The organism is Brevundimonas staleyi (assembly GCF_041893865.1).
GTDB classification, from domain to species: Bacteria; Pseudomonadota; Alphaproteobacteria; order Caulobacterales; family Caulobacteraceae; genus Brevundimonas; species Brevundimonas staleyi.
Map to the genome: position 1 here is coordinate 766,901 of NZ_CP169082.1, position 25,973 is coordinate 792,873.

General features: G+C 63.3%; 24 protein-coding genes and 1 tRNA gene. 5 read left to right on the top strand and 20 right to left on the bottom strand.

Features of this window, described 5'->3' with window-relative positions; translation table 11 throughout:
- Positions 1 to 2: 2 nt before the first annotated feature.
- Positions 3 to 416, bottom strand: a complete 414-nt coding sequence (rnpA, locus tag ACETK8_RS03905) for a ribonuclease P protein component (protein ID WP_374038207.1) — start codon at positions 414 to 416, stop codon at positions 3 to 5.
- A gap of 31 nt (positions 417 to 447) precedes the next feature.
- Positions 448 to 582, bottom strand: coding sequence for a 50S ribosomal protein L34 (rpmH, locus tag ACETK8_RS03910; RefSeq protein ID WP_013268133.1), 135 nt, complete (start codon positions 580 to 582; stop codon positions 448 to 450).
- Positions 583 to 725: 143 nt separating this feature from the next.
- Here rpmH and ACETK8_RS03915 point away from each other — a divergent pair, with 143 nt between their 5' ends.
- Positions 726 to 1,448, top strand: a complete 723-nt coding sequence (locus tag ACETK8_RS03915) for a TVP38/TMEM64 family protein (RefSeq protein ID WP_374038208.1) — start codon at positions 726 to 728, stop codon at positions 1,446 to 1,448.
- Complete coding sequence (locus tag ACETK8_RS03920) at positions 1,445 to 2,908, top strand: sensor histidine kinase (protein ID WP_374038209.1); 1,464 nt, start codon at positions 1,445 to 1,447, stop codon at positions 2,906 to 2,908. Before ACETK8_RS03915 ends, ACETK8_RS03920 begins: the two co-directional genes overlap by 4 nt.
- Before the next feature lie 64 nt (positions 2,909 to 2,972).
- On the opposite strand, the gene ACETK8_RS03925 is transcribed toward ACETK8_RS03920, so the two are convergent.
- On the bottom strand, positions 2,973 to 4,715 hold the full coding sequence (locus ACETK8_RS03925; RefSeq protein ID WP_374038210.1) for a gamma-glutamyltransferase family protein: 1,743 nt from the start codon (positions 4,713 to 4,715) through the stop codon (positions 2,973 to 2,975).
- 119 nt (positions 4,716 to 4,834) lie between these two features.
- On the opposite strand from ACETK8_RS03925, the gene ACETK8_RS03930 reads away from it, so the two are divergent.
- Positions 4,835 to 4,911: transfer RNA gene (locus ACETK8_RS03930), tRNA-Arg, on the top strand.
- A gap of 95 nt (positions 4,912 to 5,006) precedes the next feature.
- Here the strand turns inward: ACETK8_RS03930 and ACETK8_RS03935 are convergent.
- The 6 genes from ACETK8_RS03935 to galE all read right to left on the bottom strand — a co-directional run bounded on the left by ACETK8_RS03935 (position 5,007) and on the right by galE (position 9,904).
- Positions 5,007 to 6,107, bottom strand: a complete 1,101-nt coding sequence (locus tag ACETK8_RS03935; RefSeq protein WP_374038212.1) for a tyrosine-type recombinase/integrase — start codon at positions 6,105 to 6,107, stop codon at positions 5,007 to 5,009.
- The gene (locus tag ACETK8_RS03940) at positions 6,107 to 6,619 is read right to left on the bottom strand and encodes a helix-turn-helix transcriptional regulator (RefSeq protein ID WP_374038213.1); all 513 of its coding nucleotides are present in this window, start codon (positions 6,617 to 6,619) and stop codon (positions 6,107 to 6,109) included. Before ACETK8_RS03940 ends, ACETK8_RS03935 begins: the two co-directional genes overlap by 1 nt.
- A gap of 173 nt (positions 6,620 to 6,792) precedes the next feature.
- A complete protein-coding gene (locus ACETK8_RS03945; RefSeq protein ID WP_374038214.1) occupies positions 6,793 to 7,917 on the bottom strand; it encodes a Fic family protein in 1,125 nt (374 codons plus the stop codon).
- A gap of 8 nt (positions 7,918 to 7,925) precedes the next feature.
- Positions 7,926 to 8,189, bottom strand: coding sequence for a hypothetical protein (locus tag ACETK8_RS03950; RefSeq protein WP_374038215.1), 264 nt, complete (start codon positions 8,187 to 8,189; stop codon positions 7,926 to 7,928).
- Positions 8,174 to 8,914: a hypothetical protein gene (locus tag ACETK8_RS03955; RefSeq protein ID WP_374038216.1), complete on the bottom strand. Its 741-nt coding sequence runs from the start codon at positions 8,912 to 8,914 to the stop codon at positions 8,174 to 8,176. Before ACETK8_RS03955 ends, ACETK8_RS03950 begins: the two co-directional genes overlap by 16 nt.
- Complete coding sequence (galE, locus tag ACETK8_RS03960; RefSeq protein ID WP_374038217.1) at positions 8,915 to 9,904, bottom strand: UDP-glucose 4-epimerase GalE; 990 nt, start codon at positions 9,902 to 9,904, stop codon at positions 8,915 to 8,917.
- Between the two features lie 149 nt (positions 9,905 to 10,053).
- On the opposite strand from galE, the gene ACETK8_RS03965 reads away from it, so the two are divergent.
- The gene (locus ACETK8_RS03965) at positions 10,054 to 11,325 is read left to right on the top strand and encodes a WcaI family glycosyltransferase (protein WP_374038218.1); all 1,272 of its coding nucleotides are present in this window, start codon (positions 10,054 to 10,056) and stop codon (positions 11,323 to 11,325) included.
- A 5-nt stretch (positions 11,326 to 11,330) separates the two neighbouring features.
- Here the strand turns inward: ACETK8_RS03965 and ACETK8_RS03970 are convergent, their stop codons facing one another.
- From ACETK8_RS03970 to gmd, 11 genes are read right to left on the bottom strand one after another with little or no spacing between them, the layout of a single operon-like run.
- On the bottom strand, positions 11,331 to 12,254 hold the full coding sequence (locus ACETK8_RS03970) for a glycosyltransferase family 2 protein (protein WP_374038219.1): 924 nt from the start codon (positions 12,252 to 12,254) through the stop codon (positions 11,331 to 11,333).
- Positions 12,251 to 13,195 carry an aldo/keto reductase gene (locus tag ACETK8_RS03975; RefSeq protein ID WP_374038220.1) on the bottom strand — a complete coding sequence of 315 codons (945 nt, stop codon included), beginning with the start codon at positions 13,193 to 13,195 and terminating at the stop codon, positions 12,251 to 12,253. Before ACETK8_RS03975 ends, ACETK8_RS03970 begins: the two co-directional genes overlap by 4 nt.
- On the bottom strand, positions 13,192 to 14,865 hold the full coding sequence (locus tag ACETK8_RS03980; protein WP_374038221.1) for a GMC oxidoreductase: 1,674 nt from the start codon (positions 14,863 to 14,865) through the stop codon (positions 13,192 to 13,194). The genes ACETK8_RS03975 and ACETK8_RS03980 overlap by 4 nt, the downstream gene beginning before the upstream one ends.
- Before the next feature lie 3 nt (positions 14,866 to 14,868).
- Complete coding sequence (locus ACETK8_RS03985) at positions 14,869 to 15,450, bottom strand: putative colanic acid biosynthesis acetyltransferase (RefSeq protein ID WP_374038222.1); 582 nt, start codon at positions 15,448 to 15,450, stop codon at positions 14,869 to 14,871.
- Positions 15,447 to 16,640 carry a glycosyltransferase gene (locus tag ACETK8_RS03990; protein WP_374038223.1) on the bottom strand — a complete coding sequence of 398 codons (1,194 nt, stop codon included), beginning with the start codon at positions 16,638 to 16,640 and terminating at the stop codon, positions 15,447 to 15,449. Before ACETK8_RS03990 ends, ACETK8_RS03985 begins: the two co-directional genes overlap by 4 nt.
- Complete coding sequence (locus ACETK8_RS03995; RefSeq protein ID WP_374038224.1) at positions 16,637 to 17,881, bottom strand: lipopolysaccharide biosynthesis protein; 1,245 nt, start codon at positions 17,879 to 17,881, stop codon at positions 16,637 to 16,639. The genes ACETK8_RS03990 and ACETK8_RS03995 overlap by 4 nt, the downstream gene beginning before the upstream one ends.
- Positions 17,878 to 18,990, bottom strand: a complete 1,113-nt coding sequence (locus ACETK8_RS04000; RefSeq protein ID WP_374038225.1) for a glycosyltransferase — start codon at positions 18,988 to 18,990, stop codon at positions 17,878 to 17,880. Before ACETK8_RS04000 ends, ACETK8_RS03995 begins: the two co-directional genes overlap by 4 nt.
- Positions 18,987 to 19,724 (bottom strand): class I SAM-dependent methyltransferase, encoded by a 738-nt coding sequence (locus ACETK8_RS04005; RefSeq protein WP_374038226.1) that lies wholly within the window; start codon positions 19,722 to 19,724, stop codon positions 18,987 to 18,989. The genes ACETK8_RS04000 and ACETK8_RS04005 overlap by 4 nt, the downstream gene beginning before the upstream one ends.
- Positions 19,721 to 21,292, bottom strand: coding sequence for a hypothetical protein (locus ACETK8_RS04010; RefSeq protein ID WP_374038227.1), 1,572 nt, complete (start codon positions 21,290 to 21,292; stop codon positions 19,721 to 19,723). Before ACETK8_RS04010 ends, ACETK8_RS04005 begins: the two co-directional genes overlap by 4 nt.
- Positions 21,289 to 22,254, bottom strand: a complete 966-nt coding sequence (fcl, locus tag ACETK8_RS04015) for a GDP-L-fucose synthase (protein WP_374038228.1) — start codon at positions 22,252 to 22,254, stop codon at positions 21,289 to 21,291. The genes ACETK8_RS04010 and fcl overlap by 4 nt, the downstream gene beginning before the upstream one ends.
- Positions 22,244 to 23,320, bottom strand: a complete 1,077-nt coding sequence (gmd, locus tag ACETK8_RS04020) for a GDP-mannose 4,6-dehydratase (protein ID WP_374038229.1) — start codon at positions 23,318 to 23,320, stop codon at positions 22,244 to 22,246. The genes fcl and gmd overlap by 11 nt, the downstream gene beginning before the upstream one ends.
- Positions 23,321 to 23,892: 572 nt before the next feature.
- Between gmd and ACETK8_RS04025 the strand changes: the two genes are divergently transcribed.
- Positions 23,893 to 25,971 (top strand): TonB-dependent receptor domain-containing protein, encoded by a 2,079-nt coding sequence (locus ACETK8_RS04025; RefSeq protein WP_374038230.1) that lies wholly within the window; start codon positions 23,893 to 23,895, stop codon positions 25,969 to 25,971.
- The last annotated feature ends 2 nt before the right edge of the window (positions 25,972 to 25,973 follow it).

Genomic DNA, 25,973 nt, shown 5'->3' on the forward strand with positions numbered 1-25,973 from the left:
GGTCAGCGGTCCTGAGCGGGCGTCGTGTCGGGGGAAATGGGGGCCGGACGGGCGGATTTCGAGCCGTCGGCGGGGGTCGCGAGCCTTGTAAGGGCCGATTTCACATCGTCAAGCAGACGGTCCCATGGACGGTCGGCCGTGCCCTGCCGGGCGATGAATACATAGTCGCTGCCGGGGACGCCGTACTGGGCGACCATGGCCCGCGCGGCCTCGCGCAGGCGGCGTTTGCAGCGGTTGCGGACGACGGCCCCGCCGACCTTCCGGGTCGCGGTGAAGCCGATACGCATGGTCGCATCCCCGTCGGCCCGGTCCAGTCGCTGGACGACCACGGCGCCGCGGGCCTGAGAAACGCCTTTCGCGGCCGCCAGAAACTGGGGCCGCGACGTCAGGCGATGGATTGTGGTGGCAATCGTCATCGATCCCCTCCGGGAGAGGGGGCCGACCGCCTTAGGCGGTCAGCTTCTTGCGGCCCTTGGCGCGGCGGCGGGCGACGATCTTTTGTCCGTTCTTGGTGGCCATCCGCGAACGGAAGCCGTGACGGCGCTTGCGCACGAGTCGCGACGGCTGATAGGTCCGCTTCACGGTCGGCTCCAGAGTAAAAGGGTTGCGCGAGGGACAACGTGTCCTCCGCGGGAAGGGCGGGCGTATAAGGGGCGAGGCTTCGGCTGTCAACGCCGGGGAACGCTCTCCGGCAGCTTCAAACAGTCGGGAGCGTTGGGAAGACTATGGATCGCGTCAAACGGTTTCTGCCCCTTGTGGTCCTGGCGTGCGTGATCGCGCTGATCTTCGGCATGGGCTGGAACCGCTATCTGTCGCTGGAGACCCTGAGGGTACACGGCGGGGAGCTGCGCGCCTATGCGGCGGAGCATTACGTCCTGGCCCTTCTGGCCCTGATGGCCATTTTCGCCATCGCGACGGCCAGCGTGGTGCCGGGGGTCTTCTTCGTCACCATCACGGCGGGATATCTGTTCGGGCCCTGGGTCGGCGGGGTCGCGACTTCCATCGCTGCCACGATCGGCGCCCTGATCGTCTACGCGGTGGCGCGGTCGGCCCTGGGGCAGGACCTGCGCAAGAAGGCCGAGCGCGACGAGGGGATGCTGAGGAAGGTCTGCGCCGCCATCGACAAGGACACCTTCTGGTATGTGCTCGCGTCCCGTCTGGCCGTGGTGGTGCCTTTCCACATGATCAATATCGCGGCGGGCATCATGTCGGTGCGGCTGGGGCCGTATACGGTGGCGACCGTGATCGGCCTGTTGCCGGCCCACATCATCTATTGCTGGATCGGGGCGCGGCTGAACCACCTCCTGGCCGAGAACCCCAATCCGGACATCCAGGCCCTGTTCGGCCAGTTCTGGGCGCCGATGGCGGGGGTGTTCGTGCTGGCCGTGGTCCTGCCCCTGATCCTGAAGACCTTCCAGAAGCGCTTCCCGGGAGCCGCGACCCTTTGAGCCCGCTGGTCGTCCTTCGCGAGCGGTTCGACCGTCTGCCCGCCGACTGGCGCGAGCGGCTGACGCCCCATGCGCCGGACGGCCTGTCGTCGCGCCTCCTGTTGCTGACCGTGGCCTTCACCCTGGCGGTGCAGGCCCTGATCGTCGGGCCGAACGCCGCGAGCTTCCATGAGCGGTGGCTGCTGGACCGGCTGCAGGCGGCGGAACTGGCGTCGGTGGGGGTCGAGGCCCTGCCCTATAGCGCCGTGGACGACCAGACGGCGGAGCAACTGCTGCGGATCGGCGGGGTGTCGGCGGTGGCCATCAGCGACCAGGGGGTGATGCGCCAGCTGTTGCAGGCCCCCAACCTGACCCGCGCGCCCGACTTCATCGACCTCCGACGCCGGAGCCTCGGCGCCCGTCTGATGGATCCGATCCACACCCTGTTCGGGCCGGAGGATCGCTCGATCCGGGCCCGCGCCGCCCCCCGCTATCGCTCAGGCGACTTCATCGACGTGGTGGCGCCGGCCCAGCCGCTGAAGGTCGAGCTGCGGGCCTTCCTTCTGAACAGTCTCCTGGTCTCGGTGGTTATTTCGGTGGTCGGGGGCGGGCTGCTGTATGCCGGTCTGGCCTTCCTGGTGCTGCAGCCGCTGCGCCGGGTGACCCGCTCCATCGAAGGCTTCGCCGCCGATCCCCAGACCGTCGCCCCGACCCCGTCCGACCGTCACGACGAGATCGGCCGGGTCGAGCGCGAACTGGCGCGGATGCAGGAGGAGGTGCGTCAGGCCCTGCGCTCCCGTTCCCGCCTGGTGGCGCTGGGAGAGGCGGTGGCCAAGATCAACCACGACCTGCGGAACATGCTGACCTCGGCCCAGATCGCGTCCGAGCGTCTGGCCGATTCCGCCGATCCCCAGGTGGCCAAGGCCCTGCCGCGTCTGGAACGCGCCCTGGGCCGCGCCGCCGCCCTGACCCGCAACGTGCTGGACTACGGCAAGTCGGAGGAGCCGGCGCCGGTGCTGGACCGGGTCATGCTGGCCCCGGCCGTGACCTCGGCCGCCGAGGACGCGGGGCTGGAACCGACCGGGGTGCGTCTGGCCAAGGCCCTGCCGGCGCGGTTCGCGGTCCAGGCAGACGCCGACCAGCTGCACCGCATCCTGGTCAATCTGATGCGGAACGCCCGTCAGGCCATCGAGGGCGACGCCATCCGCTCGGCGCGGAAGAAGGGACCTCTGGGCTCGATCTTGGTCGAGGCGGCCAGCGAGGACGGCTGGACCGTCATCCGCATCGTCGACGACGGGCCGGGCATTCCCCCGCGCCTGTCGGGCAAGCTGTTCGAACCCTTCGTCTCGGGCGGCTCGGCGGACGGCACGGGTCTGGGCCTGACCATCTCCCGCGAACTGGCCGCCGCCCACGGGGGCGAGCTGAAACTGGTCGAGACGGGACCGACGGGCACGACCTTCGAGCTGCGCCTGCCGGGGTAGTCTCCGGTCGAGCGAAGATGGAGATCGAAGCGGGCGCGAGCGTTTCGAACCTGCCCCTCTTCGACTATTCCGTCCGCGCCACGCCCTCGCGCCGGTCGTCGGCGCCGCCGTCCCAGTGGTCGCCCTTCCAGATGCCGCCGTGCAGGCCGGAGTTCTCCGAGGTGTTGGGCTGGAGCACGATGCCGCGCTCGGCCAGTTCCGCCGTCAGGCTGGGGCCGAACCGCGCCGTGTCCGCGCCGAAGCCCGACCCGCGCGCCACCAGATTGGGCAGGTCGAAGGCCGCCTGGATCGGCAGGCCCCAGACCAGGGTCCCGATCAGACCCTTGGCGTTATAGGCCAGGATGGAGCCGCCGCCCGGCGAACCCAGGGCGCCGACCAGACGGCCCTGCTGATCCAGAATGATCACCGGCGACATGGTCGAGCGCGGTCGCTTGCCCGCCGCGACCGCATTGGCGATGGGCTGACCCTCCGCCGTCGTCGGCGAGAAGGAGAAGTCGGTCAGCTGGTTGTTGAGGAAGAAGCCGCCCGCCATCCGGCCTGAGCCGAAGATGCTTTCGACCGTCGTGGTCATGGAGACCGCGTTCCCGGCCGCATCGACGACGACCAGATGCGAGGTGCCGGCGGGCTCGTTGGTGGCGTCCGGCGCGCGGAAGATGCCGCCGGGCGGCGTGCCGGCGGTCGCGGCGCCCGTCAGGCCGGGGGCCAGGGCCGCACGCTCCGCCACATAGTCGGGGTCCAGAAGTCCGGCGACAGGAACGCCGACGAAGGCCGGGTCAGCGACATAGCGGTCGCGGTCCGCGTACATCAGCCGCTGCAGCTGGGCGAACATGGTCCAGGCGTCGGCGCTGGTCTCGCCCTCGGCCAGCACGGAGGCGGCGGTCGGGGTCTCGGCCATGGCCAGAAGCTGCAACAGGGCCACGCCGCTGGACGGCGGCGGCGGGATGCAGACGACATAGACCCGGAACGGACGGCACAGCGCATCGCGGGCGATGGGGCGGTAACCGGCGAGGTCGGCGGCGCTCAGCGAACCGGGGCGGGGCTCGGCATGGACGGCCTCTACGATGGCCTCGGCGATGGGGCCGGTCCGCAGCGCCTGAATGCCGTCGCGCGCGATCGTCGCCACCGTGTCGGCGTAGGCCGGGTTCCGCAGCGTGTCGCCGGCGACGTAGCGGGTCCCGTCCGGCTTGGTGAAATATTCGGTCGCCCAGCGGGTGCGGGCCTGACCCTGACCCGCGATCATGCCGGCGAGGCGCGGGCTGACCGTGAAGCCGTCGCGGGCCAGACGTTCGGCGTCGCCGAAGAGGGAGGACCAGGCCAGGGTCCCATGCTGCTGCTGCGCCAGGGCCAGGGCCGCCACGGCGCCGGGCGCCCCGGTCGACCGTCCGCTCAGCACCGCGTCCATGAAGGGCAGGGGACGGCCGTTCTCGTAGAAAAGTTCGGGGGTGGCGTCGGCGGGCGCGGTTTCGCGGCCGTCGTAGGTGGTCACTTCCTTCGTCTCGGCGTCATAGACCATGAGGAAGGCCCCGCCGCCGAGGCCGGACGACTGGGGCTCGACGAGGCCCAGCACGGCCTGCACGGCCACCGCCGCATCGACCGCCGACCCGCCGCGTCGCAGGACCGCCATCCCGGCCTCGACCGCCAGCGGATTGGCCGCCGCCACGAACGGGCCGCGTGCGGGATTGGCGGGCGTAGCCGGGCTCTGTGCGACGAGCGTCGGGACGGCGCCCGTCAGGGGCGCAGTCTGGCATCCGACCAGCGACAGGGCGAGCGTGGCGACGAGCAGGGGGCGGAAGGCTGAAGACGTCATAGGACCGACCTAAGCCGCTGCGTCGGCCCCGCCAAGCATGGAGCGTGAAACTTCCTCGAAAACCGGGTTGCGCCCGGCAAGGCGACCCGCTAGATACCCGCCCTCGCCGCAAGGCGTGCGCACCCGTAGCTCAGCTGGATAGAGCACCAGACTACGAATCTGGGGGTCAGGAGTTCGAATCTCTTCGGGTGCGCCATTCTTTCCAATGACATACCCCGGCCGGGGTGGTGATTTTCCCGCCTTGTTACAGGCCGGTTACAGTCCTCGTTACACTTTCTGTTCCGGCATCGTTCACGGGGCTTTTCGGGCCATTCGTTGCCGGTTGCGGTTGTCGATGAGCGTTTGGGCGTCATCGGCCCCCTTCGCCCGGTTCGCCTGCCGGATATAGATGCGCGCCGTGTAGGGCGTGGCGTGCTCCAGTTGCGCCATGATCTGGAACTCGGACGCGCCCGCGTGAGCCAGTTCCATTCCCCGAGCGTGACGCAGGCCGTGAATGTCGAGATCGGGTCGGCCTCGACCGGCCAGGGCCATTCGCGCGATGAGGCGATCGAACGCTTGGTTCAGAGCCCGCTCCTTCCACGGCTGGCCATACTTGTTGTAGGCGATCGACAGCGCCCGGTTCGGCGTGCGCTCGACCAAGCCGGCCAGCCTCTCGTCCTCGGGCTTATCGCATTGCACGCCGCGCTTGGGCGTCGTCCAGAACAGCCGTCGGTGACTGATCCCGTCTTCGGTTTCGCCGACGATCCGCGCGTGAAGCGGTATGCGGCAGATGCCGCCCCGCCTGAACCCGCCCCATCGCCCCAGCGCGATCGCCCGCGCCAAGCCCGGCTGGTTCGTTTCGAGGGCGATGTCGATCGCCGCCTCGACCTCGGCGTCCGTCCAGGCCGGGTGCGCCTCGCCTTTGTTGGCCGGCGGCTGCAACTTGTTGATCGCGGCGAACGGATGCCCCTTCACCATGCCGTTGGCCAAATACGGCTTCAGGGCGTTCTTCAGCACCTGCATCAGATCGTTGGTGATCTTGTGCCCTCTGGGCGCCCAGGCGTCTTGCAAGGCCTTTAGCCAGTCGTAGGTCACATGATCGAGCAGAACGTCGCCGCAATCGGCCGACAGTTCGTTGATCTTGTATTGGTAGTCCCGCTGGGTGCTCCGCTCCAGGGTGATGAATTCGCTGCTGCGATTGTATTTCTTCAACGCCCCGCCGACGGTGCCCACCATTGGTTCGGCGGCCGCAAGCGCCTGGTTCATCTCGGCCAGGATCGCCTGGACCTCGGCTTCCAATTCGAACGTGCCGTCCGCCGACTTCAGTGGCCCGCGTCGAACTTCGCCCTTACGGAAGTAGAGATCGGTTCGGCCGTCATCGCGTCGAACACGCTGAACATACCGGACTTTCATCAGCGTCGATCCGCCCGGCGGCGCACCCGCTCCAAGGCGGTCAGGCGCTCGTCCGGCACGGGCTCGCTCTCCGGCGCTTCGATCAAGGGTCGGCCCCCGCCTCTGATTTTCGGCGGTCTCGTCTCGATCCACTCGTCGATCTGCGCCCGACTGTAGCGAATGACGCTGGCCCCGAGATCGATGGGATGGACGGTCAGCGTTCCCTTCAGGGTGCTCCATGACACGCCGAGATAGGCACAGAGTTGAGACCGCGAGAGCATGGCAGGCCAGCCCGGAAGAGTGGGCAGGGTGGACTCCGGTTTCACCAAATCAGGCGCCGGGGCCGAGACTGGACCACTGACGAACTGAATCGCCACCGTCTCCAGAACGGACGGTCGCACGATGGGGCTGTCAGAGGTTACGCCGGGGTGGGACAGCGGCGCGCTGTGGTCGATATGAACCTGCGCGTTGTTGGCAGTTGGCAGCACAAGGGCAATGACTTCACCCCTCGTTGGTCCGTTTACGCGCGACATAGGACGACTTTCTGCAACACGTTGCCGTCAGGACCATTCCTGCCGGGTGACCGCCTCCATCGGTCGCCTTGTTAGTCGTCGGCCGCTGCATACCCCCGCGCGACGGCCACGTCAAGCGCGATTTCTCCTAACCTGTTGTTGTAGAGGACGAATTTGCCTCGAAGGCTCGCGCCTCAGACGCTCGCGGAATACCAGGTCGCACGGGCCTTGCCGTGCTGGCGGATGCGCCCGGCCTGAACGAGGTCACGCAGACGGACCTTGAGGGTGTTGCGGTTGGCCTGGGTGATGTCCGCCAACTGCGCGATGGTCAGTCGCTTCCCTGATCCCAAGGCCTTGAGCACCTGGAGCGACAGGTCCGGTAGGTCAGCGTCGCCGGCCGCCTCGATCCGCTCGCGCTCCAGCCGCGCGGCCAGCGCGTCCTTCTGCTTCTTCAGACAGCGGAGAAAGAACCCGACCCACGGCTGCCAGTCCGGCGCGTCGCCTTTGAGCGTCGTCTGCGTCCGGCGTAGAGCCTTGTAGTAGAAGTCTTTGTTCTCCTCGATGACCCGCTCAAGTGAGGCATAGGGCACATAGGCGTAGCCCGCGCGCAGGAGCAGCAGCGTGGTCAGAACGCGCGACAACCGCCCATTCCCGTCCTGGAAGGGGTGGATGGCCAGGAAGGTGACCACGAAGACCGCGATCACGAGCAGTGGATGCAGGGCCTCTTCATCGATGGCCTTCCGCGCCCAAGCGACCAGGGCCTCCATTTCGCGCGGGGTGTCGAATGGGGCTGTGGTTTCGAACACGACGCCGATCTCGCGCCCGTCCGCATCGAAGGCGACGACGTTGTTGGACAGCGTTTTGTAGGAGCCCCGATGCCGCTCGTCCTTGGGGCTGTGGCGAAGGAGGTTCTGGTGAAGCTGGCGGATGTGGTTCTCCGTCAGGCGCATGTCCTCGAAGGCTTCGAACACCAGGTCCATCGCCTCGGCGTATCCGGCGACCTCCTGCTCGTCGCGCGTCTTGAACGACTTGATCGAGAGCGCCTGAGAGAGAAGGTCTTCGACCTCAGCGTCGGTCAGCTTGGCGCCTTCGATGCGGGTGCTCGACCCGATGCTCTCGATGGTCGCGACCTTGCGCAACGCATTCAGCCGATCAGGCGCGAGCGTCTTCAGGGCCTCCCACCGCCCCTTGAACTCGTCGATCTCGGCGATCAGCTTCACGAGGTCGGGACCAACCGTGATTTGCGGCTCTCTCATCGTCCTGTGACCCGCACATCCGATTCCATACCCGATTATACCCGATTTCACCCAATGCTGCACCTGAGCGCTCAGTTCAGCGCGCTGCCGGGTTCCGGACCAGCATAGGCGGCGACCACCTCGGCGAAGGCTTCGGCGTTGTCACGGTCGGCCAGTTCAACGCCGATAGCGACCGTCCAGCCCGACCTGGCAGGCTCCTGATAGCAGTGCTTCATCACAGCCTCTTCGGCCGAGTCAGCGCCAAGCAGCGCGTGAAGGTCAGCGCCGGCCTTCTGTGCGATCCATTCGGCCTGGGCGATGTCGACGCAGTGCTCGACCTTCAGCACGACGAACACACCATCGCCGTCCGGCGCGGGCTGGAGGCCGATGGCGACAAGTTGGCCGTTCGGCTTGAAGTCAGTTGATTCCAGATGATCGGCGAGGCGATCCGTTCATAGCGGATGCCGTCAACCAGAGCGGCGATCTTGGCCTGATCGATCAGATCGGCCGCTTGGTCGATGAAGACAGCGGGGTTAGCGCGCAGATCGTCCAGCCGGCCGCTGTCGATCAGCATCTTCGCCAAGCTGCGGCGAGTCAGTTGGGTGCGGTTCTGGAGTTCTCCCAGAACGTCTGGAACCGCCGCGTTTTCGGCAGCCAGCGACATGAAGCCCGAGACCCGCTCCCTGACCCCTGCGACACCCGCGTCGGTGATCTCCATCTCGCGCGTGACGAACCGGACCTGGGCCTTCGCCACCTTCGGCATCTCGGACAAGCGCTTGATCGCATCGGCGACCAGGGCGTCGTTGTCGAAGTCGAGGCGATAGGTCGTCTTCGCCTTGATGCGATCCCACAGGTCTTTGAAATCCGCGCCCAGATAGATTTCGCGGTTCAGGGGGATGGGACGCCGATCTTCAGCGTCGCGGACGTCCAGCTTGCCGGCCAGTTTAGCGAGCAGTTCCTTGGCCTGGACGGCGACGGCCTGGAACGCTTCAGGTCCCTCTGCCCGCAACTGCAAGCGTCCGCCCGCCTCAGCGCAACGGTGCTTGGACTGCTGAAGGAAACTAAGGCGCAAGTCGGTCAACTATCCCGCCGATCGATCCTGCTCCGCAGCATGCCAACGCCAGGCCGACTGCACGATGTCGTCCAGGCTCCGCGTCGGTCGCCAGCCCAGAACCTCGCGCGCCCGGCTGTTGTCCGCCACCAGACATGGCGCATCGCCGGGTCGCCTCGGCGCGATCTCGACCTCGAACGGCTTGTTGGTCGTCCGCTGGATCGCCTCGATCAACTCCTTCACCGTCGTGCCGGTCCCGGTGCCCAGGTTGAAGGCGGTGGTCTGGCCGCCGTCGAGCAAATACTTCAGCGCTCGCACATGGGCGTCCGCCAGATCCATCACATGGATGTAGTCGCGCACCGCCGTCCCGTCGCGCGTGTCGTAGTCGTCGCCGAACAGCTTGAATCCGGACCGCTGACCTAAGGCGGTCTGCAGCGCCAGCGGAATGGCGTGGGTTTCCGGCTCGTGCCGCTCCCCGATCCGGCCTTCTTCGTCGGCTCCGGCGGCATTGAAGTAGCGCAGGCACACCGACCGGAAGCTGGCGTAGGTCGAGTAGTCGGCCAGGGCCTGCTCGATCATCAGCTTGGACCGGCCGTAGGGATTCAGCGGCGCCTGCGGATGGGTCTCGTCCATGGGCAGCCGCACCGGGTCGCCATAGGTCGCGCAGGTCGAGGAGAAGACCATGCACTCGATGCTGCCCCGCCGCGCCGCCTCGATCAGGGTGACCGCTCCGGCGACGTTGTTCTCGTAGAAGCGGCCAGGTTCCTTGATGGACTCTCCCACCTCGATGAGGGCCGCGAAGTGGAGGAGGGCGACCGGTTTGTGGAGCGCGATCACCTCGTCCAGCCGCGCCGCGTCACGAATGTCGCCCTGCTCCAACGCGCCCCACTGAACGAAGGCGGCGTGGCCGTTGGAGAGGTTGTCGTAGACGACGGGGGTGAAGCCCGCCTGCGCCAGGGCCAGACAGACATGCGACCCGACATAGCCGGCCCCGCCGGCCACAAGAACAACACCGCTCATTACGTCCCCCAACCCGGATCCTGTTGCGCAGCCGCTTCAGAGCCGCGCGTACAGCGAACATTGGTTATGCTGCGCTTGCGAAAACCACCAGTCCTCCATAGCGTGTGATGGGGGAGTTTTCGATGTCTCAGGCTGTATCGCCGAAAATCATGGATGAACCGCGCGCGAACGCCGAGCCTGGACGGCCGGTCCGCAAGCGCGTGTTGATCGTGGCGCTGAACTACGCGCCTGAGTTGGTCGGCTGCGCCAAATACACCACCGAGCTTGCCGAGGAACTGGCTGCGCGCGGCCACGCGGTCGAGGTCGTGACAGGACCGCCCTATTATCCATCGTGGTCGGTCTCGGAAGGCTACTCCGGCGCGCGCTGGTCGAACTCCGAACTGAACGGTGTGATGGTTCACCGGGCCCCACTGTACGTGCCGTCAAGGCCGACAGGTCTGCGGCGCGTGGTCCACCTGGCGTCCTTCGGGGCCGCTGCGATGCCGACCGCCGTCTGGGTGGCGCGTAGGTTCAAGCCGGACCTGGTGTTCGCCGTGGCTCCCACCTTGGCGGCCACGGCTGCGGCTCTGGCTGCGGCCAAGGTCTCCGGCGCGAAGAGCTGGCTCCATGTCCAAGACTTCGAGGTCGACGCCGCCTTCGATCTCGGCGTGCTGAACAACGGGGCGGCGCGCAAGGTCGCGTTGGGCTTCGAGAAGTCCCTGCTCAAGCGGTTCGACCATGTGTCCAGCATCTCGCCGGCGATGGTGGAAAGACTGGCCGCGAAGGGCGTCGACGCCGCGCGCACCAGCGAGTTCCGCAACTGGGTCGATGTGGATGCGGTTCAGGTCTTCGCCAGTTCCAACACCCGCTATCGCCAGGAGCTCGGCATTCCCGAGGACCGGATCGTCGCCCTCTATTCCGGCAACATGGCCGGCAAACAGGGGCTGGAGGCTCTGGGCCAGGTCGCCGCTCACCTGAGGGCGGCGAAGGCGAATGTCTCGCTTCTCCTGTGCGGCGACGGACCGGCGCGCGCCGAGCTCGAACGCACCTGTCAGGGCATGGACACGGTTCATTTCTTGCCGTTGCAGCCCATGGATCGCCTACCGGAACTTTTGGGCACGGCGGACATCCATCTTTTGCCTCAACGCCCCGAAGCCGCCGATCTGGTTCTGCCGTCCAAGCTGACGGGGATGCTCGCGTCCGGTCGCCCAGTCGTCGCGATGGCAGCGGCCGGCACCGGCCTTGACCACGAAGTCAGCGGTTGCGGATTGGCTGTCGCCCCGACGGCGGAGGCCATGACTGCAGCCGTTCTCGAGCTGGCGACCAATGCTGCCATGCGCCGGACGCTCGGCGCCGCCGGCCGCCTTCGGGCCGAGGAACGCTGGCGCAAGAGCGCCATCATCGACGGGTTCGAGGCAGGCGCCGACGACGGCGTGACCTGAGCCGCCTAGGACGCAGGCGCCAGCCGGTACCCCGTCAACCGCTCCAACATCGCCAGCTGATCCGCTGCGTTCTCCAGTTTGGAGAGCTCACGATCCCATTCGACGATCTTGGCGGCGACCAGGAACCGATACCAGCCGCCCTGGAGGCCATGATAGATCAACCCCTCTCGCCCATCCAGGAAGCCAAGCTGGATGATGTAGCGGTAGAGGAAGTAACCCAAAGGCCCGACCCAGAAAGGCAAGCGGTTATACAGCCCCTCCTTGAGCCAACGCTTTCCAGACGCTGCTGCTGAAGCGGATTTGGCGTCCAGCGCCTCGTCACGCGGAAACAGGTCGTACTTCTGGTTCAGCACATCGATGGCCTCGCGCGAGGCGTACTTGTTGTGCTTGTCCGTGAAGAAGGTCAGGTCGTTCAGATTCACATCGGCGAAGCCGCCGTCGAAGGTCACAGTGGATCCCTCGGTCAGCAGCATATGCTCGTCCATCCACCGCTGCTCGATCCGTGCCTTGCCGCTCCGCCAGATGCGCAGCAAGGTCAGCGGGTAGCGGCCGCCGTGCTTGATCCAGCGCCCCATGAAGACATGCTTGCGCTTCAGGTTCACGCCGCTCACCCCGGTCGGCAAGGTCAGCAGGCGAGACCCGATCTCAGCCGCCAGATCCGCCTCGATCACCTCGTCGGCGTCCAGACGCATAACCCAGTCGGCGGTGATCGGGGCGTGGTCCAGACCCCACTGGAACTGCTGGGCATAGTTGGTCCAGGGATGTTTCAATACCGTAGCTCCCAAGGACTCCGCGATCTCTACCGTCCGATCGGTCGAGCCGGAATCGATAAGGAATACCTCGCTCGCGAAGGTCGAGACGCTTTCTATCGAGCGGCGGATATGCAGCGCTTCATTGTGCGTCAGGATAAGGACGGCGACCGATTTCATAGGACTGGGGTTCCGACAATCAGGCGTCGCAGATCGGCGACGAACTGTGGATCGGGAGCGGCCGAGGCACGCGCGCAATTCGTGCGGATGTGGTCGGGTCGGAACATCGACGCCAGCGTGACGCCTGTAGGATTGCGGCCGAGCGCATAAGTCAGCAGGACATCCGCTGGCGTGGCGCCGGGCGAGAGCGCCTCCACCTTCTGTTGAAGGTTAAGGTCTGCTTTCAGCAGAGCCGTAAACTGTTCTAGCGCGTTCGAGCCAAAGACGCCGTGGCTGATCGCGAAAAGCTCTGATCGCGGCGGTACTGCATCGAGGCCTAGTGTAAACACGCTGTCCGGCGTCTGGGCAACGTCGAAAAATCCTGAGGTGTTCGCTGCCTGGATCGCGTCCGGCGCTCCGGCCACCGCCAACGCGCGGACATGGCCCTTGTCGACCAGCGCCTTCAGCGCAGCAAGAATGTCGGGATCGCGAACCTCCTCGACAGTCGGTTCGTGCAAAGCCAGTACATCGATGTAGTCGGTTTTTAGATCCCTCAGGCTGCGCGTAACCGAAGGCTCGATCATGGCGGCGCGAATCGGCGAGCGACCACTGCCGCCGCGCAATCCCGCGACGTGCGCACGCAGTTGGGGGAGGGCCTTGATGATGGGGCGGGCCACCGCGCGGACCAGCCTCTGGGGCCCGGAGACCTCCGGCCGCCCGATCCCAACCTTGGTGCAGATGGCCACGGTTTGGCGCTTGCCGCGCAAGAATTCGCCCAGCTGCGCCTCGGCTTGACCATCGCCGTAGGGCGGGGCCACATCGTACCAGGTCACGCCGTTCTCGTAGGCGAGGGCGAGAGCCGCTGCTCCGTCAGCCGGCGACACTCGCGACCCCAGGGAGGCGCAGCCGAAGCCGATGACAGAGACCTCCCGGTTGATCGGCGCGCAGGGAATGGTTCTCATGTCGAAGCCCTCTCTTTCGGCGGGGAGGCGATGGAGGCGCGATTGGCTATCGCGACCAGGGTGTCGGCCACCCGTAGTGCGAGGGCGATGACAAGGAAGGTCGGGTTGGCCTGGCCGGAGGACGGAAAAACGCTAGCGGAGGCGATATAGAGGTTGTCGATCCCATGCGCCCGCGCATCGGTGTCGACGACGCTGGTTGCCGGGTCGTCGCCCATCCGGGTTAGACCGGTTTGATGGAAGCCGTCCGTGGCTTGGGCTAGCGCCAACACCTCAAGCGCCTCACCCTCCGCATAGTAGTCCAACCGGCCCTGACCCGAGGCCCGCAACGCGGCATCCAACGCGGCGTGGCTGTCGATGACCGAACGCACGTCAGTGTCGGAATACCTCAGATCGATGTTCAGTCGGGGGGTGCCCAACGGGTCCGTTGCATTTCCCAAGGTTGCCCGCGAGTCCGGATTCGGTGCCTGTTCGGCGTGGTAGTGAAGCGGATACCGTCCGTCGCGCGAGCGCAACAAAAAACCGGGCTTGCGGGGCTTGTCGACCAGCCGGCTCTTCACGATGCCGATCGCGTCCACGGCGGTGGTCAGCGGGTGGGTGAGGATGTTGAGAAGTTGCCGACCCCAAGCATGGGGGCGCGGCCCGATATGGCTGGTCCGAACCCCTTCGGACATCAGCCGCCGACCCAGCGGTGGTATGGCCAGAATGAACCAGACCAGCGACAGAATGCCGTTCTGGTGGGCAGGCTTGTGGAAGGGCGGGTTGTCGATCCAGAAGGCGGTGTTGAGCAGGCTCTTCGCCTGCTGGATTTCGGCATCCAGAACGAACCGCCGCCGGACCCAGGTGTCACCGTCCCTGAAGAAATCGTGATCCACGGCGCTCGCGGGATCGGTCAGGACCAGATCGGCGATCTTTCCCGAGATATGACCGGCGTAGTAGCGCCCCAGCGCCCCCAACGGACCACCGAACCTTTCCGGCTTTTCTCGTTGCGCCACCAGCAGAATACGTGTGGTCTCCAGTCCTCCAGCGGATAACACCAAGGTCGTCACCGGAATTCGCAACTGCCAGTCGGCGTTGGCTACGGTGATCCCCTCCACCCGGTCTTCTGCGGCGGCGAACTCCAGCGCCGTCACCGTCGCATCGAGCAGGACGGTAATCCGGTCCGAGGTTTGGAGACGTTCGCCGTGCACCTCGCTGCAGTCGATCCGGGGCGTCCAGCGTTCCAGGGTGTCGAAGCCGGCCCCGTCCCGCACCGATCCGTCCGGCGCTGCCCACCCGAAATCCGCCGACCCGATGTCGAAGAAGGCCGCCGCCCGATCATAGCGAGACGAGAGGGCTTCATGAGGGATCGGCCAAGCGGCGAGGGGCAGATGGGCGCGCGGGGCGAAATCTATGTCGTCGTAGGGTACGCAACGCCCGCCCCACCAGCGCGAGGTTCCGCCCAACCCTCGCCTTGCCGCGATCTCCACCGGCGCGTGTCGGGCGGGATCGACCGCGGCGGTGGAAAGCCCCTCGACTGCAGGTTGCTCGGACTGCAGACCCGACTCGATCAGCAAAACCGAAAGTCCGCCGTCTTCGCACGCCAGGGCCGCCGCAATGCCCGCAGGCCCCGCGCCAACGATGCAGACATCGTGCCCGGAAAGGTTCGTGGTCGCGTCCAGACGGCGCAGCATCGCCTAGTCTTCCTGCTCGGAGAACCGCACCCTGCGTTCGCGCAGCCAACCTGCCGGATTGCCGGAGTAGACGCCCCAGGGCTTCAGGTCGCGGAAGGCGACGGCCCGCCCGCCCAGCACGGCGCCTTCGCCAATGGTCACACCAGGGCCGACGAAGGCTTCGGCCGCGACCCAACCCCGGCGACCGATTCGGATCGGCCGGACTTCCAATTGGAAGTTGGGGTCGTCGATATTGTGGGTCCCGGCACAGAGATGAGCGCGCTGCGACACGATAGCGTAGTCGTCCAGGGTGATCGGTGCCATGCAATAGACGATCGCGCCGGGGCCAATGTAGGCGTGAGCGCCCATCGTCAAGTTGGGCGGATACCATATTTGGGCCGAGCCATAGACGCCTGCGGTGTCGTCGATCGTTGCCCCGAAGCGCCGCAACAACCACCGCCGCCATCCGCGCATGAAGGGCGGGGTCCAGGAGGCGAGCAGAGCCCACACCACGTTCCAGGCCAGCCGGAACAACCGGTGCGACAATTTATAGCTGGCCCCCCCTTCTATGGGATTGGTTCGGGCGGCATCCATCGGGGCGCTCATACCAGCCCTTCGATAGTCTTTATAAGAGCCGGACCAGTGCAGGTGACGTTGAACTGATCATTGAACAACGTTCGGGCACTCTCACCCATGTGAGTTTTCTTGTCATGAGGCAGGGCGAACCATCGGGTGAGCAAGTTGCACGCCCCCTCGACCGTATCGGGCGCAACCAGCCCCGCGCCCGCCCCCTCAATCTCGCGCCAGATGTCGATCTTGTCGGAGATCAGGACGGGGGTTCCACAGCCCAAAGCCTCAGCCACGGCGATGCCGAAATTCTCTTGGTGCGAAGTCAGGACGAAGGCTTTGGCTCCATAGAGGGCGCCCCACTTCGCGTCGCCATAGATCGGACCGGTCCAGTGAATGCGGTCGGCCACGCCGAGGCGGTCGGCCAGGGCCTCAAGTTCAGTGCGCCAGCCGGTCTGATCCGGACCCGCCATGACCAGATCCGTTCCGGGATGGTTGATAGCGACAGCCGCGAAAGCCTCAATAAGCAGGTTGCTTCCTTTCTTCGGATGGATGCGGCTGAGGAACAGCAGATAGGGCCTGTCCTTTAGCGCCGGGGCGGCGGCGCGGAAGGCGGCGTCGAGCGCAGGCGTGCGCGGCGGCGGCGGCGCGGCACCGTAGCCGACCACCGTTTCCCGATAGGCACCGCGACCCCAGAACTGGCCCCGCGCCTTGCGCCGCTCCTCCTCGCAGGTGAAGAAGACCGAGCGCGCACCGGCCAGCAACCGACCCTCACCCGCCAACCAGAACCCCTGCTTGGCCAAGTGCTTCAACGGATAGGTCTCACGGAACCACGGGTCCATCATGCCATGGGTGAAGACGAAATAGGGCACGGGCCCGCCTGGCAGCACGCGCGAGGCCGCGAATGGCGCATAGTTCCACAGCCCATGAACGATCACGGCGTCGAACCGCCCGACATTGTCGCGCAGCCAAGGGACGTAGTCGGGCGACCAGCCGTAATGCTCGAGCGCCTGCCGCCACGGGGGGCGCCAGCCCGTCTTGCGCCCGCCCAGGGCATGAACCGGCATGGGGACCCGCGCAAGATGGGGACTGTCGGGTGGGTCGAGGGTGGCGAACTCGCGCTTGACCGGCCCATCACGCCCGCCGCAAGCCTCGTTTTGACGCAGGATGCCTTCGATGGGGCCGCCTGACTCGGGGTTCGCCGTTGCGATGATGTGCAGCAGTTTCATGATGCCCTGACAGGCGTGGCGCGCCGGAGCAGAACGACAGACAGACCCAGACCGGCAAATGCGCTGACGGCCGCGCCAACCCCTGCACCGAAAACACCGTAGGTCGCCACCAAGAATGGCAATGAGACCATTAGACAAGCGGCCCAGACCACTTGGCCGGACAAGACCACCCAGTATCTTGCCGTTGCACGGGCCTGGACGGTCAAGGCTTCGAAAGCGGTCCGATAGATACTGTACGCCACGAGCCCCACCAGCGCGGGGGCCCCGGCTACCCAATCCGGCCCGAGCACCAAGCGGATCACTGCAGACCCGAAAGTCGCGGCGACGCCGACGCCGACAAGCGACAGCGTAAGAACAACCACCCATAGAATTCGTGTGAACGTCTTGACATCTATCCCCCTGCCTGCGCCGGCGAAATGCGAGAAAAGTACAGACTGTATTGTACTAAGGACCAAGCCGATAGCGCCTTCAACCAGCGCCCTCATCTGATAGTACACGCCAAACGAGGTCTTTCCAAGAAGAGCCGCCCCGATAGCATAATCTAGCCGAAGTATTCCTGCAGAGCCAAGAGAAACAATCCAATTCTTCTTTGTCACCGACATCAGCCGAGAATTATTAATTGATAATGTACTAAATGGACCACAAGAAAACATGATGTTTCTGGTTAACGGATCGGCGCCAAAAATAGCAAGAAGAGAAAATGCTAAACCGAAAAAGCAATCACGAATGACCATCGGGAACGCATTGGTGAAGAAGAAACATAGTCCGATGCCGACGGCGTTTGCGCCGACATAAGAGACCGCCCTAACAACGGCGATCTGACCATATCGGAGTTCGCTCTCCCGTTTCACATTAGCTATGTGTCCGAATAAAGTGAGCGCGTAGCCGCCGATTGACACTGCCGAAAGCTTGGCGAGATTTCCAGCGTGCGCTGGAAGAAGGAAGCTTCCTGCCAAGAATATCAACACTGCTATCAATATAAGAAAGCTGATAAGGCGTGTTTGAAATATCCATGCATCTCTCAAATTCTCCTTAGAGAAGCCAGCGTAAATGACGCCCTGGTTAACGCCGAAATTAAAGGCTAGAGTTACAATCTGAGTTGCAACAAACGCGTATGCATACTCGGAGATAGTGTTTATGCCGAGAGATCTGGCAAACCAGACCTGTGATCCAAAATTTACCAGGCCCGCAAACGCCGATGATGCAAGTGTTAGCGACGCTGCTGTAACAAGCCTTCTCATCCAAGTGCCCGCGATAGGGCTTCAAATACTTGGTGCTCCGAGTAACGTTCTTTGGTCGAGGTCCGGGCATTTAAACCAAGCGAAGCGCGACGGTCAGCATTCAAAATTAGACTGCTTAGCGCTTCTGACAGGGCATCAGTATCGTCCACAGGCACGAGGACCCCTACCCGACCCTCCTCGGTCAACTCCCTTGGGCCGCTCAGGCAATCAGCCGCTATAGTGGCCCTCCCCACCGCCATGGCTTCGAGCAAGACATTCGGAAATCCCTCAAATCGTGATGGGACAACAACAATGTCGGCTTTGTTGTAATAACTGAACGGATTATCAATAGAGCCAATCATCTTAATATTGTGACTCAAATCAAATTGGTCGATAATTTCTTTCAGTTTATGTTCGTCTTTGCCTGAACCTATTAGTATCAATTTCCACTCAAGAGATTCTGGCAATTGGGCGCAGGCTTTAACTAATATATCGAAGCCCTTGTGCGCCAGCACCATCCGTCCAACTGCCAACACACGCACGCCGGTCCACCACTGACTGTCTCGTTCGGGTATGGCCTCGAGAGCGAGCGCATCGGCACGATCAAAATCCATAGGGTTGAACTGCCGGGAGTAGACGACATCGGGCCCGAGGATGGTTTTGAGCCATTTGATGATCTCATCTGAATTGGCGGCCACAACGTCGGCGCAGCCATACAATCCCTTCACGATCGCCATAACGACCAGGCGCTCAACCCATGACGCAGCTTCAAGCTGTCGAGGCAGGTAGTTCAGTTCTACGATCACTGTGCGAATACGTGATCCGAAGAGACGGCCCGCCACCGCCAGTGCGTTTCCCCACAAGGCCCATCCCACGACCACGTCCGGCTTCAAGCGGCGCACGGCCTGCGCGCAGCGCAGCCAGGTGATGGGACTTCGAACTCTGGCGTCAAGCGTGAGAACCCGTACTTGCCCATGGAGGCGGGAGGCTACGGTCGTATCTTTGCCAACGACGATGATCGAAACATCCAGCCCTCGTGCGATTAGGGCGTTTGCATACTGTACCAAGTGTATCTCGGCACCGCCAACGCCGAGACTGGGCGCGATGAATGCAACGTGCTTGCGCGTCATGAGGGTCCAACCCTCTTGGCACAGACAACATTGTATCCAAGATGCCAAAGTTGAAGATGACCCCGAACTCCCGTCAGGCCCTCGCCGGCGTACCGAACCGATGCAATGGATCTGAGCGCGGCCGCAACATAAGCTCGAACCGCCAATCCAAGCGTCGCTGCAGTGATGCCTGAGACGATTGGCGCAAAAATCCTTGTCGCCGCTCGCCTGGTCAAGAATTCGGCCAATCCGCTCGAAAGATGTTGTAGTATAGTGAATAGAACACCGATAGCGTCTGCTCGACGTTCAAATTTGACTATGCTCATGCCGTTCGATGCTAGCGTTTTTGATAACATGAACTCAGTCCACCTCACATAATCGCTAGGCATTTCATGCAATTGATACATGAACGGGACCGTTAGAATTAGAACGCCACTATCACCAAGAACTCTTGTAACTTCCTTGATCGCCAATTCCGGCGAATGAAGATGTTCAAGAACCTCCGTCATGACAACGACATCGAAAGTCTCTGACCCAAATGGCAAAGCATGCGCATCCGCCAACAACGTCACACCGGGACTGCGAGACTCATAGTCGGTGAAAACACAATCCCATGCTTCGCGGTCCAAATGCTTCGCATAGCGCATGTCTCCGCACCCCACCTCAAGATAGCGTGCTTTCGGCTTCGATAACCGCAACTCGTTGATGGATCGTCCGATAAACTCATCAATGATGGCGTTGTTGATATTTTTCATGCCGCGCCAGTCCCCGGACTTGGGGCGGAATTAGCCCAAGCTGGACCTCTCGAGCGCGCCATCATAGCCGCCCTCCGGCTGGAGCGAACTTCCAAGCATTTTGCCACCAAAAACACCACGACCAGTGTCTGGATCATGGAGCTTATGTACAACGCAAAAGAAGCTCCAACATACAATATAGTTGGAGTTGCAACAACATAGAGCAGGGTGGATGTCTCTTTGCACACCCCGCAACGTCCTAAAATATAGATGCCGCAAAATATAAGCGCAAGAAGACCCCCAACAAGGATTCCTGCGATGTGAAAGTTGAGAAAGGATTCTCCGATCAATGTGACAGAAATTGCCGTATAAGGATCCGTGCGTTGAACCATCTCCGTGAGATGGCCGAATTCGTTCCCGTACATGACCTTGGGTTTGTCAGGCCACAGAAAGCCTGGGATCATGTTGGTCATCACATTCGCGTAGTCCACGCCCCAGCGCAAATCGGCTTCGCCGTCGTTGATAATGCGAATCGAACCTGCGACCGGCTCGTTCTGATTTAATCGCCCAAAGGTACGGTTTCGTGCCCCCATCTCCTGACTAGAAGACGAAGACACCATAGCCTCGCCGACAGCGGCTAACGTTGACCCTAGATCATCAACGTTACGGCCGGAGAATGCCTGGGCCTGAGACACTCGATATGCGTGGGTAAGCGGAAACAGGGCACCAACGAACACTATCGCAACTACAAGCAATCGAAGAGGTGGAAGCCGCTTCTGATATAGATACAGGATCATTATGGGCAGAATCGTTGTCGCGATTATAGGAAATTTCTTCCCCGTAGGAAGCCAATATATTAGGTTAAACACAACAAGGGCGATGCCTACACGCATCGCAAAATTGTAAGCTTTTATATTATGTTGCTTGAACTGGGAGAATGCATAAATCAGCGCGATATATGCAGCATAATTCGGGAACAGCTCGAACTGCCGAACAGTACCGATAAATTTTATGTGCCTGGCGCCCTCTAAGGTCGCGAGACTAGTTTGAAGGTAAACGTTCCAGTCAATAATTATGAATCTCGCACTCACTCCGATCAGGAGCAATATGCCAATGGCTATATATACGCCCCTTCCGCCCCAGGCGGTTAATTCATTTCCATTACGACTATGTCTTTTGTATTGTAATATTGCATATCCGGCTATGTTGTACACAAAGACAAAAGCAAAACTATAGAAAATGGATGGAACCAGAAAGTCATAGTTCCTTCTTGAAACGAAAACGTCCGGATCGGGATACAGGAGTCCGGTGACGCCAAAGTGAGCAAGAACGGAAGCCGAAAAAAGCGCGATAGGAGAAAACAGCTCCCCCCTCGAGGCCTCCAACCAAAGGACAACCGATCCATACGAGATGAGCGCTACCAGAACCGCAACAAGAGAAATTTGAGTCGCAAGAGATTCCGTATTCTTCGTAACGCAGTATATGGTAAATCCGACAAATGCGCATGTAGCAAGAAATGCCAACAACAGACGCTTGTTGCGAGAGCTGCTCGACAAGATGTCATGTTGTTGCTTAGAAAATACTGTCACGTCACAAATTCCGAGGAAAGGTGCTCTTTGGCAAGAAGGTCATATAGGCTTTCCATACCAGATTTGAGTGCTATCGTCGGCTCCCACCCCATGGCCTTCAGCCTCTCGCCGCTCATCAGCTTTCGCATCGTCCCATCGGGCTTGGTCGTATCGGCTCGGATATCGCCCTCGAACCCCACCACCTCGCAAACCAATCGCGCCAGATCCATGATGGCGATGTCCTCGCCCGAACCGACATTGACGTGCTCGGCAGCGGAGTAGTGTTTCATCAGGAAGACGCACGCATCCGCGCAGTCATTGGCGTGCAGGAACTCACGGCGCGGCGTGCCCGTGCCCCAGATCGTGATGTGATCCGCGCCAGCGACCTTGGCTTCGTGCGCCTTGCGGATCAGGGCCGGCAGAACGTGGCTGGTGTTCAGGTCGAAATTGTCGCCGGGGCCATAGAGGTTGGTCGGCATGGCGCTGATGAAGTCGCAGCCGTGCTGCTTCCGATAGGCCTGCGCCAGTTTGATGCCGGCAATCTTCGCGATCGCGTACCATTCGTTGGTCGGCTCCAGCGGGCCGGTCAGAAGGGCGTCCTCCGGGATCGGCTGCGGCGCATCTTTCGGGTAAATGCAGGACGATCCGAGGAACAGCATCTTGCCGACCTGGTGGCGATAGGCCGCCTCGGTGACGTTCGCCGCGATCATCAGGTTGTCGTAGAGGAAGTCGGCTGGGTAGGTGTCGTTCGCCAGGATGCCGCCGACCTTGGCCGCCGCCATGAAGATGGCGTCCGGCTTCTGCTCGCCCACAAACGCTAGAACCGCCGCCGGGTCTTTCAGGTCCACTTCGGCGCGAGAGGCGGTGACGATCTCGCAGTCCTCGCTGGCCAGTCGGCGCACGATGGCGGAGCCGACCATGCCGCGATGACCGGCGACCCAGACGCGTTTGCCTGCGAGGGGGAAGATGATTTCACTCGGCATTGCGTCGCTGCTCTCTGGAAACCGCGACTAGGTCGGCGGCGACCATTTCCTCGCACAGGGCCTGCCACTTGGTGTCGTGAACCCAGCCGAGCTTCGTCCTGGCCTTGGTCGGATCGCCGATCAGCAGGTCGACCTCGGTTGGGCGGAAATAACGGGGGTCGATCTCGACGTAGACGCGGCCCGTATCGGCACATACGCCCTTCTCGTCGACGCCTTCGCCTTCCCAGCGCAGCGTGACATCGATCTGCTTGAAGGCGTGGGTGACGAAGTCGCGGATGATGGTCGTCTCGCCGGTCGCAAGGACGTAGTCGTCGGGCTCGTCCTGCTGCAGCATCAACCACATGCCGCGCACATACTCGCGGGCATGGCCCCAGTCGCGCTTGGCGTCGATGTTGCCGAGGAACAGCTTGTCCTGGAAGCCCAGCTTGATGGCGGCGGCGGCGCGCGTGATCTTGCGGGTCACGAAGGTCTCGCCGCGCAGCGGGCTCTCGTGATTGAACAGGATGCCGTTCGAGGCGTGGATGCCGTAGGCCTCGCGGTAGTTCACGACGATCCAGTAGCCGTAGATCTTCGCCACGGCGTAGGGGCTGCGCGGATAGAAGGGCGTGGTCTCCGACTGCGGCACTTCCTGTACCTTGCCGTACAGTTCCGAGGTCGAGGCCTGATAGAAGCGGGTCTTCTTCTCCAGCCCCAGGATGCGGATCGCCTCAAGGATACGCAGGGTGCCGATGCCGTCGGCGTTTGCCGTGTACTCCGGCGTGGCGAATGACACCTGGACGTGGCTCATGGCCGCCAAGTTGTAGATCTCGTCCGGCTGGGTTTCCTGGATGATCCGGATCAGATTGGTCGAGTCGGTCAGGTCGCCATAGTGCAGGATGAAGCGCGGGTTCGCCTCGTGCGGGTCCTGATAGATATGGTCGATCCGGCCGGTGTTGAACGACGACGACCGGCGCTTCACGCCGTGGACCGTGTAGCCCTTTTCCAGCAGGAGGTCGGCGAGATAGGCCCCGTCCTGACCCGTCACGCCGGTAATGAGCGCGACCTTGCCCTTGCCTTCGTTCGCCATGTAGTCCCCCGACTTCAGCCCAACCTAGGGCTGATATCCCAGCTATAACAATGTGCGATGGGATGGGTCATCACGAATTGCTGCGACGCACCTAACAAAGTTTCGCCAACTGGCGGGAAAGCCACGCATGGCGCCTGAGCCGGCAGTCGATGGCTGGAGCTTTGTTTGGTGTGTGCGCCCTACTCTAGGTTCATAGATCCATTCATACTTCGGGCGCTGGAAGCAGGCGGATAGCCATGGATAGCACCAATCGGATGTGAACGACTAAGTGTTTGGTCCGCCAGTGACCGTCGGACATCCTGGGATCTGGGCGTACATGTTTGTATTTTAAGAATTTTCACTTCGGGTGCGCCATTCTTTTCCCGAACCATCACAGAGCCTGAAGCCGCCGACGTCCTGAAACCGGGCGTGGGCTGATCTGCGTGCGCGCCGAGTAGGCGGCACGGCGGATCGTCGCACCCTGGCGAAAGCTTGGCTAGCAGTCTTGCCATTGCGAGGCATTCGCAGTATCGCGGCCGTCCTCAGTCAGGACGGATATGACCCCTTCTTCTCGCTCGTTCAGGGCCGCGCTCATGCTCGGCGTTTACATGGTCGCCGCGCCGGGCTTCGCCCAGACCGCCCAGGAGGACCGACTGGACGAGGTGGTGGTCACCGCATCGACGCGGGCCCAGACGGTGGAGCGGGCGCCGGCCACCATCTCGGTGGTGACCTCCGAACAGCTGGAGAATCGCGCCTATGTCGATCTGTTCGACGCAGTGCGTGATGTGGAGGGGGTTTCGATCTCGGGGGGATCGAACTTCCAGGACATCCTGATCCGGGGCCTGCCGGGCTCCTACACCCTGACCCTGGTGGACGGGCGTCGCCAGTCGACGCGCGAGGCGCGGGTCAACGGCAACGGCGGCCTGGAACAGAGCTTCATGCCTCCGGTCGGCGCCATCGAACGGGTCGAGGTCGTGCGCGGCCCGATGTCGTCGCTCTACGGGTCTGACGCCCTGGGCGGCGTCATCAACATCATCACGAAGAAGGTGCCCCTGCGCTGGGGCGGCTCGGTCGGCGCCGACTATGTCAGCCAGGAGAACGGCGACAGCGGCGACTGGTATCAAGGCCAGTTCTACCTCGGCGGCCCGATCGTGTCGGAGACCCTGGGCCTGCAGTTCTGGGGCCGGACGTTCCAGCGGGACGAGGACGACATCTACAACGCCCCGTCCAGCACCGGCTCGATGGGGGCGGACGAATACAGCCTGACCGGCCGTCTGTCCTGGACGCCGAACGCCGACCACGAGATCATGCTGACGGCCGACACGGCCCGGATCGAGCGTACCTCCACGGCCGGCCTGACCGTCGCCCCGACCGGCCGCAGCGTCCGCAACGACCACAGCCGCGACAGCGCCTCCCTGGCCTGGAACGGCAACTGGAGCTGGGGGACCAGCGCCCTGTCGGTGATGCGCGAAGAGGCCCAGCGCGAGACCTGGACCGCCGACGCCGCCGGAACCCTGATCCGCGGCATCCGCGCGCCGGAAATCACCAACACCGTCTACGACGCTCTGTTCAACGTCCCGCTGGAAGGGACGCCGCTGGGCGACCACAACCTCGTCTTCGGCGCCCAGTATCAGAACGCCAGCCTGGTCGACATCAACCAGGGCGCTCGCGACAACATCGCCCGCACCTTCGAGGTCTGGCAGCGCGCCCTGTTCGTCGAGGACGAGATCGGCCTGACCGACGACCTGGCCCTGACGCTGGGCCTGCGCTGGGACGACCACGAGCGTTATGGCGACCACTGGAGCCCGCGCGCCTATCTGGTCTGGAGCGCCAGCGACACCCTGACCCTGAAGGGCGGCGTCTCGACCGGCTTCAAGGCTCCGGAACTGCGCGCCGTAGCCGAGGGCTATGCCTATGAGACCGGCGGCGCCAACTGCAACTACGGGGCGGGTCTGTGCGGCGTCATCATCGGCGACCCGAACCTGAAGCCCGAGACCAGCACCAACTACGAGCTCAACGCCCAGTGGCGGCCGTCGAGGACCCTGCGGTTCAACGCCACCATCTTCCGCACCGACTTCACCGACAAGATCGACTTCGACCGCGCCTGCGGGCCGGACGCCAACAACAACGGCGTCTGCGACGTGCCGTCCGAGGTGCTGCGCTGGTCGGTCAACCCGCTGTATCAGCTCTATTACTGGTACAACGTCAGCGACGCCCGCATCCAGGGCATCGAGACGGGCGGCATGTGGGCGGCGACCGACGCCCTGACGCTGAAGCTCAACTACACCTTCACCGATTCCGAACAGCGCGGCGGTCTCTATGCCGGCCAGCCGCTGGGCCGGACGCCCAAACACATGGCCAACGCCCGCGCGGACTATGCGGTCAGCGACACCCTGGGTCTGTGGGGTTCGGTCAGCTATCGCGGCGAGGAGATCAATGCCGGTCTGCGCGTCGGCACCAACGGCCAGCCGGTGCTGGAAGGCGCCCGTCAGGTGGGGCGCCGCTATCCCGACTACACCCTGGTCGACATCGGGGCGAACTGGCGGGTGCGTGAAAACGTAACCCTGAAGGCGGGGGTCTACAATCTGACGGACAAGGTTCTGGACGTCGCCACCTATGACCAGCAGGGCGACGGCCGTCGCTTCTGGGTCGGCGCGAACCTGGAGTTCTGAGG